Origin of the sequence: Kitasatospora sp. NPDC051984 (assembly GCF_044593455.1) — a bacterium.
Lineage (GTDB): Bacteria > Actinomycetota > Actinomycetes > Streptomycetales > Streptomycetaceae > Kitasatospora.
Genome location: NZ_JBIUCB010000001.1, coordinates 484,678 through 501,164, shown reverse-complemented (window position 1 = coordinate 501,164; position 16,487 = coordinate 484,678). Strand labels below are relative to the sequence as shown.

The following is a 16,487-nucleotide window of genomic DNA, read 5'->3' as shown; positions in this document are numbered from 1 at the left end:
GATGCGGGCCGCCTCTCTCAGCGCAGCTTCGGGTCGAGGGCGTCGCGCACCGCGTCGCCGAGCATGATGAACGCCAGCACGGTGATGCTGAGCATGCCGGCCGGGAAGAACAGCGCGAACGGCGCGGTACGGAGGACCTTCTGGGCCGAGTTGATGTCGATGCCCCAGGAGATGGTCGGGTCCTGCAGGCCGATGCCGAGGAAGCTCAGCGTGGCCTCGGTGGCGATGTATCCGCCGAGCGCGATGGTGGCGACCACGATCACCGGGGCGATCGCGTTCGGCAGGATGTGCTTGAGCATGATCCGGCCGGTGCCGGCGCCGAGCGCCTTGGCGGCGGTCACGTAGTCCGACTGCTTGACGGTGATCACCGAGCCGCGCATCACGCGGGTCATCTGGGTCCAGCCGAGGGCGACCAGGGCGAAGACCACCGACCAGACGGTGCGGGTGGTGAAGGCGTTCAGCACGACCAGCGCGCCGAGCAGCAGCGGGATGCCGAAGAACATGTCGGTGATCCGGGAGATCACCGCGTCGACCCAGCCGCCGTAGTAGCCGGCGATCATGCCGGCCAGGCCGCCGAGGACGGTGACGCCGGCGGTGACGCAGATGCCGACCACCACGGAGGCGCGGGCGCCGTAGATCATCCGGGCGTAGATGGACCGGCCCTGGCCGTCGTAGCCGAACCAGTCCGCCTGGAAGAAGTGCAGGTAGTTCGGCTTGCTCAGGTAGTGCAGGCGCAGGTCGCCGGCCCGTGGGTCCACCGAGGTGAACAGGCTGGGGGCGATAGCGAAGGCGATCAGCAGCACGATCAGCGCCGCCGAGATGATGAAGATCGGCCGCTTGCGCAGGTCGTGCCAGGCGTCCGAGCCGAGGCTGCGGGGCTTCTCCGGCTTGGGCTCGGCGGAGCCCTGCGCCGGGGCGGTCTTCTCGATCAGGTCAGGCATACCGGATCCTCGGGTCCAGGACCGCGTAGAGCAGGTCGACGATCAGGCTGGCGGCCAGGTACACCAGCACCAGCACGACGACGAAACCGGAGACGGTCGCGCCCTCGTTGAGGTTGATGGCGTGGTACAGCGCGTTGCCGACGCCCTTGACGTTGAAGATGCCCTCGGTGACGATCGCGCCGCCCATCAGGGCGCCGAGGTCGGTGCCCAGGAAGGTCACCACCGGGATCATCGAGTTGCGCAGCAGGTGGGTGCCGATGACCTTGCGCCGGGGCAGGCCCTTGGCGATCGCGGTGCGCATGTAGTCCGACTTGATGTTCTCCGCGATGGAGGTGCGGGTCAGTCGGGCGACGTACGCGAGGGACAGCGAGCCGAGCACGATGGCGGGCAGCATCAGCTGGCCGAGGTTCATCGAGTCCTGAACGGTCGGGGTGATCCACTTGAGCTGGATCGCGAAGACGTTCTGGAAGATGAAGCCGAGCACCGGGACCGGGATCGAGATCAGCAGCAGGGTGAACACCAGGGTGCTCTTGTCGAACGCCTTGCCGCGGCGCAGGCCGGCCAGCAGGCCGATGCCGACGCCGACCACCAGCTCGAAGAGGAAGGCCAGCAGCGCCAGTCGGATGGTGACCGGAAGGGCCTCACCGATGACGTCGACGACCTTGCGGCCGGACAGGGTCTCACCGAAGTTTCCCCGGAACAGGTCCCCCATGTAGTTGAGGTACTGCTGGCCGATGGAGACGTCGAGTCCCATCCGGTGCTTGAACGCCGCCAGCTGTGCGGGGTCGGCGGCCTTGTCTCCCCACATGGCCGCCGCCGGGTCGCCGGGCAGCATGCGGGTCATGAAGAAAATGATCGTGACCGTGCCCAGGAACACCGGGATCATCTGGAGCAGTCGCCTAGCGACAAAGCGCCCCATCGTGCCTCCAATTTACTGCTCTGACGGGCCGTCGTCCCGATCAGAGTTCTTGGCGTGACAACGGCCGGTGCCGGTCCGCCCGGTGGGGCGGGGACGGACACCGGCCGTGTCGGTTCGAGCCGCGCGGTGCCGGCTCGGTTACTTCTGCTTGACCTCGACCTGGGTGAACACCGGGTCGCCGAACGAGTCGTACTTCACGTTCTGCACGTTCTTCGAGTAACCGGTGGTGGTCTTGTAGTACCAGAGCGGGATGGCCGGCATGTCCTTGGCCAGCTGGGCCTCGGCCTGCTGGTACAGGGCGGCGGTCTCCTCGACGGTGGTGGCCTTGTCCGCCGCGGCGGCCAGCTTGTCGAACTCCGGGCTGGAGTAGCCGGCGTCGTTGGCGTCGGCGCCGGTGCCGTACACGTCGCGCAGGAAGTTGGCGTTCAGCGGGTAGTCCTGCTGCCAGCCGGTCCGCATCAGACCGTCGACCTTCTTGCCCTTGATCAGGTCACGGGCGCTCTTCATGTCGGGCTTCGGGTCGCCGACGCACTCCACGCCGGTGGCCTGGCGGATGGAGTTGCAGACCGCGTCCACCCAGTCCTTGTGGCCGCCGTCGGAGTTGTACAGCACGGTGATCTTGTTGCCGGGGACGCCGCCGCCCTCGGCGATCAGCTGCTTGGCCTTCGCCGGGTTGTAGGTGCAGGCCTCGCCGCAGGTGTTGTCCTTGTAGCCCATGGCGCCCGGGGCGACCCAGGTGTTGGCGGGCTGGCGGGAGCCGTTGAGCACCGTCTTGGTGATGGTGTCGCGGTCGATCGCCATCGACAGGCCCTGCCGGACCTTGGCCTTGTCCTGGCCCTTCCAGGAGTCCTGGTAGAGCGAGAAGGACAGCGCCTGGATGGAGCCCTGCGGCTGGTCGACGGCCCGGTCGCCCAGGTCGCTCTTGTAGGAGGCGAGGTCGCTCGGGTCGACCTGGTCCAGCACGTCCAGGTTGTCGGAGACCAGGTCCTTGTACGCGGCCTCGGGCTGCGAGTAGCTCTTGAAGACGACGCCGCCGTTCTTCGGCTTGTCGACGCCCGCGTAGTTGTCGTAGGCGGCGAGGGTGATCGCCTTGTTGTGCTCCCACGAGACGAACTTGTAGGGGCCGTTGCCGATCGGCGACTGACCGTACTTCGCCGGGTCGGTGTAGAACACCTTCGGCAGCGGCGCGAAGGCGGTGTAGCCGAGCTTGTACTGGAAGTACGACACCGGGCCGGTCAGCGCGATGGTGAAGTGGGTGTCGTCGACGACCTTCAGGCCGGACATGGTGTCGGCGGTCGGGTCGCCCTTGGCCGGGTGGACCGCGTCGTAGCCCTGGATGTCGGAGAACCAGTTGGAGTTGATCTGGTTGTTCTTGACGTTGGCGGACCAGTTCCACGCGTCCACGAAGGACTGCGCGGTCACCGGGGTGCCGTCGTGGAAGGTCCAGCCGGACTTCAGGGTGACGGTGTAGTTCTGCGCGTCGGTGGTCTCGATCTTGTCGGCGACCTGGTTGCGCAGCTGGCCGTTGCCGGGGTCGTAGTCCACCAGACCCTTGAACAGGTTCTTGATGACGCGACCGCCGCCGACCTCCATGGCGTTGGCGGGCTGGAGCGGGTTCTGCGGCTCGGCGCTCTGGTAGCTGAACGTGCCCTGAGCGTTGGCCGGCCCGGAAGCGCCGTCCGAAGAGCCGCTGCCGCAAGCAGTGGCGGCGAGGGCGACCGCGACGGCCGCGACAACCCACTTGGCCTGGCTGGCACCGCGCATGGGTGTGCCTCCTGAAATCGTGTTACAGATCGCTCGCGGCCTGGCGCGCACCCCTGCGCAGGAGCCTCGACCCGAGCTCGACTGCACCCACTATCGGTCACCCTTGGATACGGAATTGACCAATCCAGATTTCAATTTGGTCACATGAATGTTGGATGAATCTCAAAAATCGGACATTGCAGACATAGCCAGACAGGGGCGAAACGGACAGTTGTCACAGATGACGATCAGTGACGTCCGATTAACGAACACTCCCTCTCTGGCCGTTCATGACGGAGAGTCACCAAAAACACGACCGGCCGGCGTCCCGAAGGACACCGGCCGGTCGGCCGAAACTGGCGGGCGTCAGCCCTTCTTGGCGCGCGACGCGGTGCGGCCGCGGTCCTTGGCGTCCAGGACGACCTTGCGGATGCGCACGGTCTCCGGGGTCACCTCGATGCACTCGTCCTCGCGGCAGAACTCCAGCGACTGCTCCAGCGAGAGCTTGCGCGGCGGGACGATCGACTCGGCCACGTCAGCGTTCGAGGAACGCATGTTGGTGAGCTTCTTCTCCTTGGTGATGTTCACGTCCATGTCGTCGGAGCGCGAGTTCTCGCCGACGATCATGCCCTCGTACACCTCGGTGCCGGGGTCGCAGAACAGCACGCCGCGCTCCTGCAGGTTGGTCATCGCGAAGGCGGTGACCACACCGGAGCGGTCGGCGACCAGCGAACCGTTGTTACGGGTCGTCAGGTTGCCGAACCACGGCTCGTAGCCCTCGTGGATCGAGTGCGCGATGCCGGTGCCGCGGGTGTTGGTGAGGAACTCCGTCCGGAATCCGATCAGGCCGCGGGACGGCACCACGAACTCCATCCGGACCCAGCCCGAACCGTGGTTGGACATGTTGTCCATCCGGCCCTTGCGGATGCCCATCAGCTGGGTGACGGCGCCCATGTGCTCCTCGGGGACGTCCACCGTGAGGCGCTCGACCGGCTCGTGGGTCTTGCCGTTGACCTCGCGGGTGACGACCTGCGGCTTGCCGACGGTCAGCTCGAAGCCTTCCCGGCGCATGGTCTCGATCAGGATGGCCAGCGCCAGCTCACCGCGGCCCTGCACCTCCCAGGCGTCGGGACGCTCGGTCTCGAGCACGCGCAGCGAGACGTTACCGATCAGCTCGCGGTCCAGGCGGTCCTTGACCTGGCGGGCCGTCACCTTGCGGTCGACCTTGCCGGCGGACTTGGCGTCCGCGCCCTTGCCGGAGCCGCCCTTGCCGACCAGCGGCGAGGTGTTGGTGCCGATGGTCATCGAGATCGCCGGCTCGTCGACGGTGATCAGCGGCAGCGCGATCGGGTTCTCGGGGTCGGCGAGGGTCTCACCGATCATGATGTCGCCGATGCCGGCGACGGCGCAGATGTCACCGGGGCCGGCCACCTCGGCGGGCTTGCGGGTGAGCGCCTCGGTCATCAGCAGCTCGGAGATGCGGACGTTCTGGATCGAGCCGTCGCGCTTGATCCAGGCCACCGTCTGGCCCTTGCGCAGCTCGCCCTGCTCGACGCGGAGCAGCGCGATGCGGCCGAGGAAGTTGTCGGCGTCCAGGTTGGTGACGTGCGCCTGCAGCGGGGCGTTCTCGTCGAAGGTCGGGGCCGGGACGTGCTCCAGGATGGTGGAGAAGAACGGCTCCAGGTTCTCGGAGTCGGCCGGCACCGTGCCGTTCTCCGGCTTGGTCAGCGAGGCCACGCCGTCACGGGCGCAGGCGTAGACGATCGGGAACTCGATCTGGTCCTCGTCCGCGTCCAGGTCCAGGAACAGGTCGTAGGTCTCGTTGATGACCTCGTCGATCCGGGCGTCCGGACGGTCGGTCTTGTTGATGCACAGGATGACGGGCAGGCGCGCGGAGAGCGCCTTGCGCAGCACGAAGCGGGTCTGCGGCAGCGGGCCCTCGGAGGCGTCGACCAGCAGGACGACCGCGTCCACCATCGACAGGCCGCGCTCGACCTCGCCACCGAAGTCGGCGTGGCCCGGGGTGTCGATGATGTTGATGGTGATCGGCGCGCCGCCGTCCTTGGGGTGGTACTTGACCGCGGTGTTCTTCGCGAGAATGGTGATGCCCTTCTCGCGCTCCAGGTCGTTCGAGTCCATCATGCGGTCGTCGAGGTGCTGGTGGGCCGCGAAGGCACCGGCCTGCTTGAGCATGGCGTCGACCAGAGTGGTCTTGCCGTGGTCGACGTGGGCGACGATGGCGACGTTGCGGATGTCGTTGCGCGTGGGCATGCGGCGCTGATTCTCCCGGAATCGTGGGTCACGGTGCCCGGCCCGCGTCAGCATTCACCGGTCCACCCACCGGGCACGGCACATGCCTCGGCTTCTCCCCATCGTACGGGGAAGCCCGCAATGGAGCAGAAACGGGCAGCCGGTCGAGGTTTGAATCACAACGGCCCGACACCCGCTTCCGGTACGAACGGACGCCGGAGCCTAGAGGGACAGCTCGAACCAGACGATCTTGCCCTTGGGTGTGCGGCGGCTGCCCCAGCGCTCGGCCAGCAGCGAGACGAGCTGCAGGCCGCGGCCGCCCTCGTCGGTCTCCTGGGCGCGGCGCTGGCGCGGTTGGGCGTAGGCGTCGTCCCAGACCTCGCAGACCATGGTCTTGTCGCGCAGCAGGCGCAGCCGGATCTCGCCGCGGCCGTGCCGCAGGGCGTTGGTGACGAGTTCGCTGACCAGCAGTTCGGAGGTGTCGACGAGCTCGTCGAGGCCGCGTTCCAGCAGCCAGCCGCAGGCGGCCTCGCGGGCCCGGGCGACCGAGGTCGGCTCGGGCGGCAGCCGCCAGTCGCCGACCGAACCCTTGGGCAGCGCGTGGACCTTGGCCATCAGCAGCGCGATGTCGTCCTCGCCGTGGTGCGGGTTGAGCTCCTCCAGCACCTGGTCGCAGAGCTCCTCCAGCTGGTCGGAGCCGTTGGTGAGGGCGGTGCGGAAGGCCTTCAGGCCCTCGTCCAGCTGGTGCTTGCGGGACTCCACCAGTCCGTCGGTGTACAGGCCGAGGACGGCGCCCTCGGGCAGGTCGACGGTGACCTCCTCGAACGGTTCGCCGCCGACGCCGAGCGGCAGGCCGGGCGGCACGTCGAGCATCCGGGCGCGCTCGCCGGGGGCGAGCAGCACCGGCGGGAGGTGGCCGGCGTTGGCGAAGGTGCAGCGCTGCTTGACGGCGTCGTACACGGCGTACACGCAGGTGGCGAGGTAGACCTCGGCGCCGGCCCGGTCCGGTTCGGCGTCGTCGTTGCCGAGGCCCCGGGCGATCTCGTCGAGGGCGGAGAGCACCTCTTCCGGGTCCAGGTCGAGCATCGCCAGGGTGCGCACGGCGGTGCGCAGTTGGCCCATCGCGACGGCGGCGCGCAGGCCGCGGCCCATCACGTCGCCGATCACCAGGGCGGTGCGGCTGCCGGGCAGCGGGATGACGTCGAACCAGTCGCCGCCGACCTCGGTGTTGTTGTTGCTGGGCAGGTAGCGGCGGGCGATCTCCAGGCCGGACGCGGCCGGGTTGCCCGGGGGCAGCAGGCTGCGCTGCAGGATCAGCGCGCGCTCGTGCTCGCGGCGGTACAGCCGGGCGTTGTCGACGCAGACGGCGGCGCGGGCGACGAGTTCCTCGGCGATCGCGACCTCGCGGGCGTCGAACGGCTCGCTGCCGATGGCCCGGGACAGCTGCACCAGGCCGAGCACCTGGTCGCGGGCGACCAGCGGCACCACCAGGGTGGAGCGCAGCAGCGGGTCGGGCCCGGGCTGCGGGACGACGCTGCGGCCGGTGCGCAGCGCGCGGGCGTGCGGGGAGCGCGGCGGGTAGCAGAGCGTGCCGCCGGCCTCGGCGACCCGGACGCCGCCGCGTTCGCTGCCGAGCACCGACGGGGCGTTGCCGACCACGCTGGAGACGGCGACCCGACGCAGTTCGCCGTTCTCCGGGTTGGCGGTGAGCGAGGAGTCGCCGGTGAGCAGCGCGGTGTACAGGTCGACGGTGGCGACGTCGCAGAACTGCGGGACGATCACGTCGAGCAGTTCCTTGGCGGTGGTCTCCAGGTCGAGGGTGGAGCCGATGTGGGTGGACGCCTCGTTGAGCAGGGCGAGGCTGCGGCGCACGCCGGCGGCCTCGCGTTCGGCGATGTGCCGGCTGGTGACGTCCTGGACCTGTCCGGCGACGCCGATCGGGCGTCCGCCGGCGGCGGTGAGGCGGTACAGCGAGACGGCCCAGGTGCGGTCGTCCTCGCGGGCGGCCGGGCGGCCGGGGCGGGCGGGGCCGGACAGCCGCAGGTCGAGGACCGGCTCCTGGCCGGTGAGGACCTTGCGCAGGGCGAGCAGCAGCCGGTCCGCGTCGGAGGGCCGGAACACGTCGCCCGGGGCGAGGCCCTGCAGGGCGGCGGGGCTGCGGCCGACGCCGGTGGCGAAGGCGGCGTTGACGCGCTGCAGCTTCAGGTCGGTGTCGAACAGGAAGAACCCGGTGGGGGTCTGGCCGATGACCGCCTCGGAGGCGGCCAGGTCGGTCTCGATGGCGCGCAGCCGGCCGAGGTCGACGGCCAGGCAGGTGGCGGAGCCGTCGGCGCTGTCGGGCATCGCGTAGACCTCTGCGAGGCTCTCCGCGCCGGACAGGTCCCGGTAGGGGGCGGTGCCGACCCACTCCTCGCCGGACAGGATGCGTTCCAGCCGGGCCCGGCCGCGCTGCCACAGTTCGCGCGGGACGAACGCGGTGATCGGGTCCGCGCCGACCGCCTCGGCGGCGGGCACGCCGAAGAATTCGGCGGCCCGGTCGCTCCACTGCGCGATCCGCCCGTCGGGGCCGATCGCGAAGGTGGCGACCCGGATGTAGTCGTAGATGGTGCCCGAGGAGGCCTGTTCCCAGCCGTCAGGGAGGGTGGCAGGCACCGTCGGGGCACCCGGCTGCTCCGGCAGTGCGGCTCGGCCGCTGCTGCCGTGCGTCGTGTTCCGTGCCGGGAAGCTGTTCAACGGACCGACCCCTCCAACCCGCGCGCCCATCCGGTGTCGAGACGACCGAGTATTTCGATGTCCGAGTATTCATCATTCGGGCGTGGACGCACACGCCCTTCAACGTCACAACATCGACTCGGGTGGTTGAACGTCCGAGTCTGCCAGTTCGAACCAGACGACCTTGCCCAGCCCCTCCGCCCTGGTTCCCCAGCGCAGCGCGAGCCGGCGGACCAGTTCGAGACCGCGCCCGCCCTCGTCGCCGGCGCTCGCGTGCCGCTCCCGGGGCGGGTCCGGCAGCGGGTCGGAGATCTCCACCAGCAGCACCTCGCCGAGCGTGAGCCGGACCCCGATCGGGGCGCTGGCGTACCGGACGGCGTTCGTGACGAGTTCGCTGACCAGCAGTTCGGCGGTGTCGGTGAGTGCTTCGACGCCCCAGTCGGCGAGTGTGTGGCGGACCAGCCGGCGGGCCCGGGAGACCGCGGTCGGCTCGGCCGGCAGGGTCCAGCCGGCGGTGGGGGCGTCCTCCCGTTCCCGGCCCAGCCGGGCCAGCAGCAGCGCCACGTCGTCGGGTTCGCGGCCCTGCTCCATGGTGTCGAGGACGGCCTCGCACGCCTGCTGGATCGAGGCGTACGGCTGTTCGAGCACGCTGATCAACCTCCCGAGTCCCACGTCCAGATCCTTGTCCCGGGACTCCACCAGCCCGTCCGTGCACAGGGCGAGCAGGCTGCCGTCGGGGATCTCCATCTCGATGGATTCGAACGGCACCCCGCCGACGCCGAGCGGCGCACCGGAGGGCAGATCGAGCACCTGGCCGGCGCCGCCGGGCAGCGGGCCGCCGGAGCGGGCCGGCTCGGCGTCGGCGCCGGGCACCACCAGGACCGGCGGGATGTGGCCGGCCTTGGTGACGGTCAGGTTGCGCCGCGCGGGGTCGAACACCGCGTAGACGCAGGTGGCGAGCAGGGCCTCGTCGGGGCCCTGGGCGAGGTCGTCGGCGAGCTCGTGGACGTGCCGCAGGACCACCTCGGGCGCCAGGTCGAGGGCGGCCAGCACCCGGACCGCGGTGCGCAGCCGGCCCATCGTGGCGGCGGCCCGCAGGCCGTGGCCCATCACGTCGCCGACCACCAGCGCGGTGCGCTCGCCGGGCAGCGGGATGACGTCGAACCAGTCGCCGCCGACCTCGGTGCCGCTGGAGCCCGGCACGTACCGGTACGCCACCTCGACGCCGGCCGGCTGCGGCACCTGCTGGGGCAGCAGGGTGCGCTGCAGGGTGAGCGCGGCCGTCCGCTCGCGGGCGTACAGCCGGGCGTTGTCGAGCGAGCTGCCGGCCCGGTCGGCGAGTTCGACGGTGAAGGCCAGGTCGTCGCGGTCGAAGCCCTCCCGGTAGCCGGCCCGGCTGACCACCAGCAGGCCGATCACGATGCCGCGGGCCCGCAGCGGCACCACCAGCCGGGAGTGGATGCCGAGGTCGCGGGCGGCCTCCACCTTGGGGTCGCCGGGGAAGGACAGCGCCTCCAGTTCGGCGCCGGTGAGCAGTTCGGGGACGCCGCGGCGCAGCACGCGGCCGAACACCGAGTCGTCCTCGAAGGTGATCCGGGCGCTGCGCCGGAGCATGGTCTCCACCGCCGGCCCGTCCTCGACGCCGGCCACGCCGAGCTGCAGCAGCGAGGTGCGCCGGTCGTGGCCGTGCCGGGGCAGGTCGTCACCGTGCGCGACGGCCTGCAGCAGGATCACCGCGGCGTAGTCGGCCAGCCGCGGGACCACCGCGCCGGCCAGTTCCTGGGCGATCATCGAGGCGTCCAGCAGGTCACCGACCCGGGAGCCGAACTCGTTGAGCAGCGACAGCCGCCGCCGGGCGCCCTCCACCTTGGCCACCGCCCGGTAGCGCTCGGTGACGTCCATCGCGGTGCCGGAGATGCCGAGCACCCGGCCGGCCCGGTCGGTCATCCGGCTGAACGAGATCGACCGGTAGCCGCCCCGGCCGCTGTTCGGCGAGGCCAGCGTGACGTCGATGACGGGCTCGCCGGTGGCCAGTACCTGGCGCTGCAGGGCGGTGATCTCGTCGGTGGAGCGCTCCGGCATGGTCTCGCCGGTGGTGCGGCCGATGTGCGCCTCGGCGGGCAGGTTGTTCATCTCGGCCAGCGTGCGGTTGACGGCGGTGTAGCGCAGGTCGGTGTCCAGCACGGCGATGCCCAGCGGGGACTGTTCGAACAGCGCGTCGCGGACCGCGAGGTCGCGTTCGACGGCGCGCAGCGCGGCGGCCTCGGTGAGCGCGGCCTGCACGTAGGGGGCGCCGTCGCCGTCCACCAGCAGCGACAGCCGGACCTCCACCTCGACCGGCATGCCGTACCGGTCGCTGATGCCGGTGAAGCCGTGCCAGGAGCCGCGGCTCAGCGTCTCCTGGAGGGCGGCCCTGGCGCGCTGCTGGTCGGCCGGGTCGGACAGCAGGTCCTCGATCGCCCGGCCGACCAGCACCTCGCTGGGCCAGCCGAGCATCTCCTCGGCGGTCGGGCTCCACAGCACCACCCGGCCCGCGGTGTCCAGGATGACGATCGCCACCCGCACCACGTCGAGCAGGCTGCCGCCCTCGGTGCGGCGGCTCGGGTGCAGCGTGGTCGGCGGGGCCTCGGAGCGCGCGGCCGGGTGCTGGCCGGGCCCGCCGGGGAACGCCCGGGCGGGGCGGCCGCGGGACGTACCGCTGCTCCGGGCGGACGGTTCGAGCCCGGCGGGGCGCTGCCCGGCGACGGGGCCGGCGGACGGCCCGGGGGTGGGCGGCGGCGGTTCGTGGCCGGGGTGGCGGCGCAGGCGAGCGCGGGCGGCCGCGCTGCCGGACCGGTCGGCGCCCCGGGGCAGTGCGGGGCGGCTCGGCCGCCGCGGCCCGCGCGGGGGCAGGCCCGACGCCTCGTGTTCTTCCCCGCCGTCACCCGGCTTCGCCACCTACGGGGCCTCCGGCCGTCGCTGGAACACGCCGCCGACGGGCTGCCGGGGCATGGGCCGTCGCCACGGCCGCGCCGAACCCGGCCCACTGATCGTGACGAATCAAGCCGAACACTGCCATACCCAGGGAAACGCGCAGCTATCCCGGCATACGGGTCGTCTGTCCGATTGGCGTACAGAACGGGCATTTCCCTGCGCGGCCGGGGTCTCCCGTGCTCAGTGCAGGTGGCCGTCGCGGTGCAGGTCGTCGAAGAGCAGCTGGTCGACCGGGGGGACGCGGTCGCGGTCGGCGTAGCCGAACCATTCGACGTCCTCGATCTCGCTGCTGGCGGCGAGGGTGCCGGTGTATTCGGCGCGGTAGCAGGCCATCCGGACGGTGGGGCCGCCCGGGTGGGCGTCGGCGTGGTAGGTGCCGGCGTGGGTGACGGTGTCGGGGCGGATGGCGACGGTGAGTTCCTCGGCGATCTCGCGGGTCAGCGTCTGCAGGTCGGTCTCGTCGCCCTCGCGCTTGCCGCCGGGGATGTAGAAAACGTCCTTGCCGCGGGGGCGCGCGCAGAGGATCCGCCCGCCCTCCAGTCGCACCCACGCCACCGTGTCGATCAGCTCTGCCATGGCCGCCCTTGCCGTTCGTACCGCTCGTCGGCTCCCGACCCTATGTCAGGGGCGCGGCGGCCCGGCGGCGGTGGCGAGGTGCTGGTTCTTCAGGTCCGGGCGGTCGGTGACCTCGGGTCCGAACCAGGGCGGCGGGGTGAAGGCGGCGGCCTCCTCCCGGTCGGTGAACTCGACCTCGACGGTGCGCAGTCCGGCCAGCCGGCCGTGGAAGGTGTCGACCACGGCCTCGCACCGGCCGAGCTGCACCACCCGGCGGGTCTTGGCGACCCGGGCCTGCTCGGTGGCGGGCCACAGCGCCTCGAACTGCTCGGCGGTGAGCGGGGTCTCCCACTCGCCGCGCACCAGGCCGGTGCCGCGCTTGACCGTCAGGGAGTACTCCCCGCCCTGGTCGCGCACCCGGGCCTCGGACCCCTCCGGCCCGATCACCAGGTAGCCCTGCCGGACTTCGAACTCCCGCCCGTCGGGGACGGTTTCGCCCGACGGCACCAGGAACTTGCGCTCGATCTCCTCAGCCAACGAAAGGCCCTCCTCGCTCGGCGTTCCGGCTCTCCCGGTGGCCGCCACGCTACGCGGCCGCGGGCGGCAGGGCCCGGAAGCTACGGGGCGCGGGTCCCCTCGGGCTGGGCGGGTCCGTCGGGGTCCTCGGCTTCGATCCAGTAGAGCTGCTTGTGACCGCGGGCCTCGTACTCGGCGGCCAGGGCCTCGGCGGCGGGGCGGGTGAGTCCGCGGGCGAGCAGGAAGCGATTGCCGTTGTCGTCCTGCCGCATGACGCGGTGCGTGGCGGGCGTGCGGTCCGGTTGTCCCATGGCGCCACACGGTAGCGGTCCGGCCCGATGGGGGGCGGGCCGGACCGCTCGGCTGGGCCAACTAGCTTACGCGCACCAGGAGTTCACCGTGCAGTACGGCGAACCAGGCGTCCGGATGCGCGGCCCAGCGGGGCCAGCCGGCGGCGATCCGGTCCAGGTCGGCGGGGGTGGCGAGGCCCTCGGCCAGGGCGGTGGCGGCGGTGTTGGAGTGCACCGTCCGCTCGGCCCAGCTCTCCGACCACCAGGCACGTTCGGCCTCGGTGGCGTACGTCCAGGTGCCGGAGGACGGCCGGACGTCGGTCAGCCCGGCGGCGTGCGCCCAGGACAGCAGTCGGCGGCCGGCGTCGGGTTCGCCGCCACTGGCCCGGGCGGTCTTCCGGTAGAGCGCCAACCATTCGTCCAGTTCGGGCAGTTGGGGGTACCAGGCCATCGCGGCGTAGTCGGCGTCGCGGACCGCGATCACCCCGCCGGGGGCGGTGACCCGGCGCAGCTCGCGCAGCGCGGCGACCGGGTCGGCGAGGTGCTGGAGCACCTGGTGGGCGTGCACCACGTCGAACGAGGCATCGGCGTACGGGAGTCGGTACACGTCGGCGGCCTCGAAGATCAGCTGCTCCAGCCCGCGTTCGGCGGCGAGCGCGGCGGCCTGGGCGAGCACCTCGGCGGACGGGTCGATGCCGATCACCCGGCCGGTCGGGCCGAGCCGGTCGGCCAGGTCGGCGGTGATCGTGCCGGGCCCGCAACCGACGTCCAACAGCCGCTGCCCGGGGCGCAGTTCGGGCAGCAGATAGGCCGCGGAGTTGGCGGCGGTGCGGGTGCGGTGCGAGCGCAGGACGGCGGCGTGGTGCCCGTGGGTGTAGCCGGCCACGGCGGTTCCCCTCTCCCTCGAAAACGACCCTCCCAGGATAGGAAAACGTTCCACGAATCGGACAATCGCGTCTCGCACTGTGGGACGCTCCCCAATTCCCCTCGCCCGCCGGGCTCGGCCGGGCGCAGAATCGCGGGTATGGGAAAGACCTACGAACGCATCGACGACCGGCTGCGCGCGTTCATCGACAGGCAGCCCGTGTTCTTCGTGGCCACCGCCCCGCTCTCCGGCGACGGACACGTCAACCTCTCCCCCAAAGGCCGGGCCGGCACCCTCGCCGTCCTCGACGAACTCACCGTCGCCTACCTGGACTTCGGCGGTTCGCACGCCGAGACCATCGCCCACCTGCGGGAGAACGGCCGGATCACCCTGATGTGGACCGCCTTCGAGGGCCCGCCGACGGTGCTGCGGGTGCACGGCCGGGGCGAGCCGGTCTTCCGCGACGACCCGCGGTTCGCCGAACTGCTCGGGCACTTCGACCCGTCCGCGGACGGTGTCGGGCTGCGCGCGATCGTCCTGGTGCGGGCCGAGAGGGTGAGCGACTCCTGCGGGTACGCCGTCCCGTTCATGGACTACCGCTCCGAACGCGACCTGCACGACCAGTTCTTCACCCGCAAGGGCGAGGAGAACTTCAGCGCCTACTGCGAGGGCAAGGACCACGTCGCCGTCAGCATCGACGGCCTGCCCTCGGTGCCACTCCCGCTGCCGCCGCGGCCCGTACGGTGAGGGGCGCCGTCCCGTACCGAAGGAGCCCCCCATGACCACCGACCAGGAGTGGCTGCGCCACGCGATCGAACTGTCCCGGCGCTGCCCGCCGTCCCGGACGGCGTTCTCGGTGGGCGCGGTGATCGTCGGTGCGGACGGCGAGGTGCTGGCCGAAGGCTTCAGCCGGGAGGTCGACGCGGTGAACCACGCCGAGGAGGCCGCGCTCGGCAAGCTCGCGCCCGGCGATCCGCGGCTGCGCACCGCCACCGTCTACAGCACCTTGGAGCCGTGCGGGCAGCGCGCCTCCCGGCCGCACCCGTGCGCCGAGTTGATCGTCGCGGCCGGGGTGCCGCGGGTAGTGGTGGCCTGGCTGGAGCCCGCGCTGTTCGTCACCGAGGGCCGGGGCGGCGCGCTGCTCACCGCGGCGGGCGTCGAGGTGGTGGAGCTGCCGGAGCTGGCCGCGGAGGCCCGGGCGGTCAACGCGCACCTGCTGGGGTGAGCCCGGACGGCCCTCGGCCCCGGTTTTGTACGATTGTGGAACAAACACTCGTCCGAGGCCCCCGAGGAGCCCCGATGCCCGTCCTCACCCCGCCGGTCCGGGCCGTCCTGCTCGACATGGACGGCACCCTGGTCAACTCCGACGCCGTGGTCGAACGCTGCTGGCGCCGCTGGGCCGAACGGAACGGCCTCGACGCGGACGAGGCGATGCGCACCGTCCACGGCCGGCAGGGCCACCTGACCATGGCCCTGCTGCTGCCCGACCGCCCGATGGAACAGAACCTCGCCGAGAACCGGCAGATGCTCGCCGAGGAGACCGCCGACACCGACGGCGTGGTCGAAGTCCCCGGCGCCCGACGCCTGTTGGAGTCACTGGCCGGACTGCCGCACGCCCTGGTCACCTCCGCCGACGACCGCCTCGCCCGAGTCCGGATGGCCGCCGCCGACGTCCCGCTGCCCCCGCTGATGATCACCGCCGAACACGTCGGCGCCAGCAAGCCCGACCCCGAGGGCTTCCTGAAGGCCGCCGCCGAGCTCGGCGTCGCCCCCGCCGAATGCCTGGTCCTCGAGGACTCCGAAGCCGGCATCACCGCCGCCCGCGCCGCCGGCATGCCAGTCCTCGGCATCGGCCCCCGCGCCGCCGCCCACCGGCCTGATCACTGGGTGGACGACCTCACCGGCGTCACCGTCACCGCCGACCCGAACGGCGGCGGACTGGTCGTACGACTGCCCTGACGGGCACTCGGGCGCTGGGCGGGCTGCTCGTGCGGCCTCCCGGGCGGGCGTTCAGGCGTCGGCGGACTGTCGCGGGGCTGCTCCGGCGGATGCTCGGGCGTCGGCGAGGAACGCGGCAAACGCGGCAACCACTTGGACGCGGCACTCCGGGTGGCCGCTCAGCCAGGTGTCGAGCGTGTGGCCGACGGGCTGACCGTGCGACCTCCCTGGCGGCTGTTCAGGCGGCGGTCCGCCGGCAGTACGGCCTCCCTGACGCCCAACCAGGCAGCGGCGGGCCGACCATGCCCCCTCCTGCGACTGTTCAGACCTCGGCGGGGCGGGCCAGCCGTGCGGCTGGGCGCGACGGCCGTTCAGGCGTCGGCGAGAGACGCGGTGGCCACCTGGGCGCGGCGCGCTCCGGGTGGCCGCTCAGCCAGGTGTCGAGCGTGTGGCCGACGGGCTGACCGTGCGACCTCCCTGGCGGCCGTTCAGGCGGCGGTCCGCCGGCAGTACGGCCTCCCTGACGCCCAACCAGGCAGCGGCGGGCCGACCATGCCCCCTCCTGCGACTGTTCAGGCGTCGGCGGGGCGGGCCAGCCGTGCGGCTGGGCGCGACGGCCGTTCAGGCGTCGGTGAGAGACGCGGCAACCACTTGGACGCGGCGCTCCGGGTGGCCGCTCAGCCAGGTGCCGAGCGTGTGGCCGACGGGCTGACCGTGCGACCTCCCTGGCGGCCGTTCAGGCGGCGGTCCGCCGGCAGTACGGCCTCCCTGACGCCCAACCAGGC

The 16,487-nt window shown here is 71.7% G+C and carries 13 protein-coding genes; 3 read left to right on the top strand and 10 right to left on the bottom strand.

Annotated features, from left to right (window positions below):
• Nucleotides 1–17: 17 nt before the first annotated feature.
• From ACIHEI_RS02315 to ACIHEI_RS02270, 10 genes are all read right to left on the bottom strand, one after another.
• Nucleotides 18–941 (bottom strand): ABC transporter permease, encoded by a 924-nt coding sequence (locus tag ACIHEI_RS02315; protein ID WP_392953867.1) that lies wholly within the window; start codon nucleotides 939–941, stop codon nucleotides 18–20.
• Nucleotides 934–1,860 carry an ABC transporter permease gene (locus tag ACIHEI_RS02310; RefSeq protein ID WP_387637728.1) on the bottom strand — a complete coding sequence of 309 codons (927 nt, stop codon included), beginning with the start codon at nucleotides 1,858–1,860 and terminating at the stop codon, nucleotides 934–936. Before ACIHEI_RS02310 ends, ACIHEI_RS02315 begins: the two co-directional genes overlap by 8 nt.
• Before the next feature lie 138 nt (nucleotides 1,861–1,998).
• Nucleotides 1,999–3,624, bottom strand: coding sequence for an ABC transporter substrate-binding protein (locus tag ACIHEI_RS02305; RefSeq protein WP_392953863.1), 1,626 nt, complete (start codon nucleotides 3,622–3,624; stop codon nucleotides 1,999–2,001).
• A 345-nt stretch (nucleotides 3,625–3,969) separates the two neighbouring features.
• Nucleotides 3,970–5,874: a translational GTPase TypA gene (typA, locus tag ACIHEI_RS02300; RefSeq protein ID WP_392953860.1), complete on the bottom strand. Its 1,905-nt coding sequence runs from the start codon at nucleotides 5,872–5,874 to the stop codon at nucleotides 3,970–3,972.
• Between the two features lie 201 nt (nucleotides 5,875–6,075).
• Nucleotides 6,076–8,616 (bottom strand): SpoIIE family protein phosphatase, encoded by a 2,541-nt coding sequence (locus ACIHEI_RS02295; protein WP_387637735.1) that lies wholly within the window; start codon nucleotides 8,614–8,616, stop codon nucleotides 6,076–6,078.
• Between the two features lie 75 nt (nucleotides 8,617–8,691).
• A complete protein-coding gene (locus tag ACIHEI_RS02290; protein WP_392953856.1) occupies nucleotides 8,692–11,502 on the bottom strand; it encodes a SpoIIE family protein phosphatase in 2,811 nt (936 codons plus the stop codon).
• A gap of 216 nt (nucleotides 11,503–11,718) precedes the next feature.
• Nucleotides 11,719–12,114, bottom strand: a complete 396-nt coding sequence (locus tag ACIHEI_RS02285; RefSeq protein WP_387637740.1) for an NUDIX domain-containing protein — start codon at nucleotides 12,112–12,114, stop codon at nucleotides 11,719–11,721.
• A 45-nt stretch (nucleotides 12,115–12,159) separates the two neighbouring features.
• Nucleotides 12,160–12,630 (bottom strand): CYTH domain-containing protein, encoded by a 471-nt coding sequence (locus ACIHEI_RS02280; RefSeq protein WP_396605322.1) that lies wholly within the window; start codon nucleotides 12,628–12,630, stop codon nucleotides 12,160–12,162.
• 80 nt (nucleotides 12,631–12,710) lie between these two features.
• Nucleotides 12,711–12,920, bottom strand: a complete 210-nt coding sequence (locus tag ACIHEI_RS02275) for an SPOR domain-containing protein (RefSeq protein ID WP_387868300.1) — start codon at nucleotides 12,918–12,920, stop codon at nucleotides 12,711–12,713.
• Between the two features lie 61 nt (nucleotides 12,921–12,981).
• Complete coding sequence (locus ACIHEI_RS02270) at nucleotides 12,982–13,785, bottom strand: methyltransferase domain-containing protein (RefSeq protein ID WP_396605321.1); 804 nt, start codon at nucleotides 13,783–13,785, stop codon at nucleotides 12,982–12,984.
• A 138-nt stretch (nucleotides 13,786–13,923) separates the two neighbouring features.
• Between ACIHEI_RS02270 and ACIHEI_RS02265 the strand changes: the two genes are divergently transcribed.
• The 3 genes from ACIHEI_RS02265 to ACIHEI_RS02255 all read left to right on the top strand — a co-directional run bounded on the left by ACIHEI_RS02265 (nucleotide 13,924) and on the right by ACIHEI_RS02255 (nucleotide 15,723).
• A complete protein-coding gene (locus tag ACIHEI_RS02265) occupies nucleotides 13,924–14,511 on the top strand; it encodes a pyridoxamine 5'-phosphate oxidase family protein (protein ID WP_396605320.1) in 588 nt (195 codons plus the stop codon).
• Between the two features lie 31 nt (nucleotides 14,512–14,542).
• On the top strand, nucleotides 14,543–14,989 hold the full coding sequence (locus tag ACIHEI_RS02260) for a deaminase (RefSeq protein ID WP_387637754.1): 447 nt from the start codon (nucleotides 14,543–14,545) through the stop codon (nucleotides 14,987–14,989).
• Between the two features lie 74 nt (nucleotides 14,990–15,063).
• Nucleotides 15,064–15,723, top strand: a complete 660-nt coding sequence (locus tag ACIHEI_RS02255) for an HAD-IA family hydrolase (RefSeq protein WP_396605319.1) — start codon at nucleotides 15,064–15,066, stop codon at nucleotides 15,721–15,723.
• The last annotated feature ends 764 nt before the right edge of the window (nucleotides 15,724–16,487 follow it).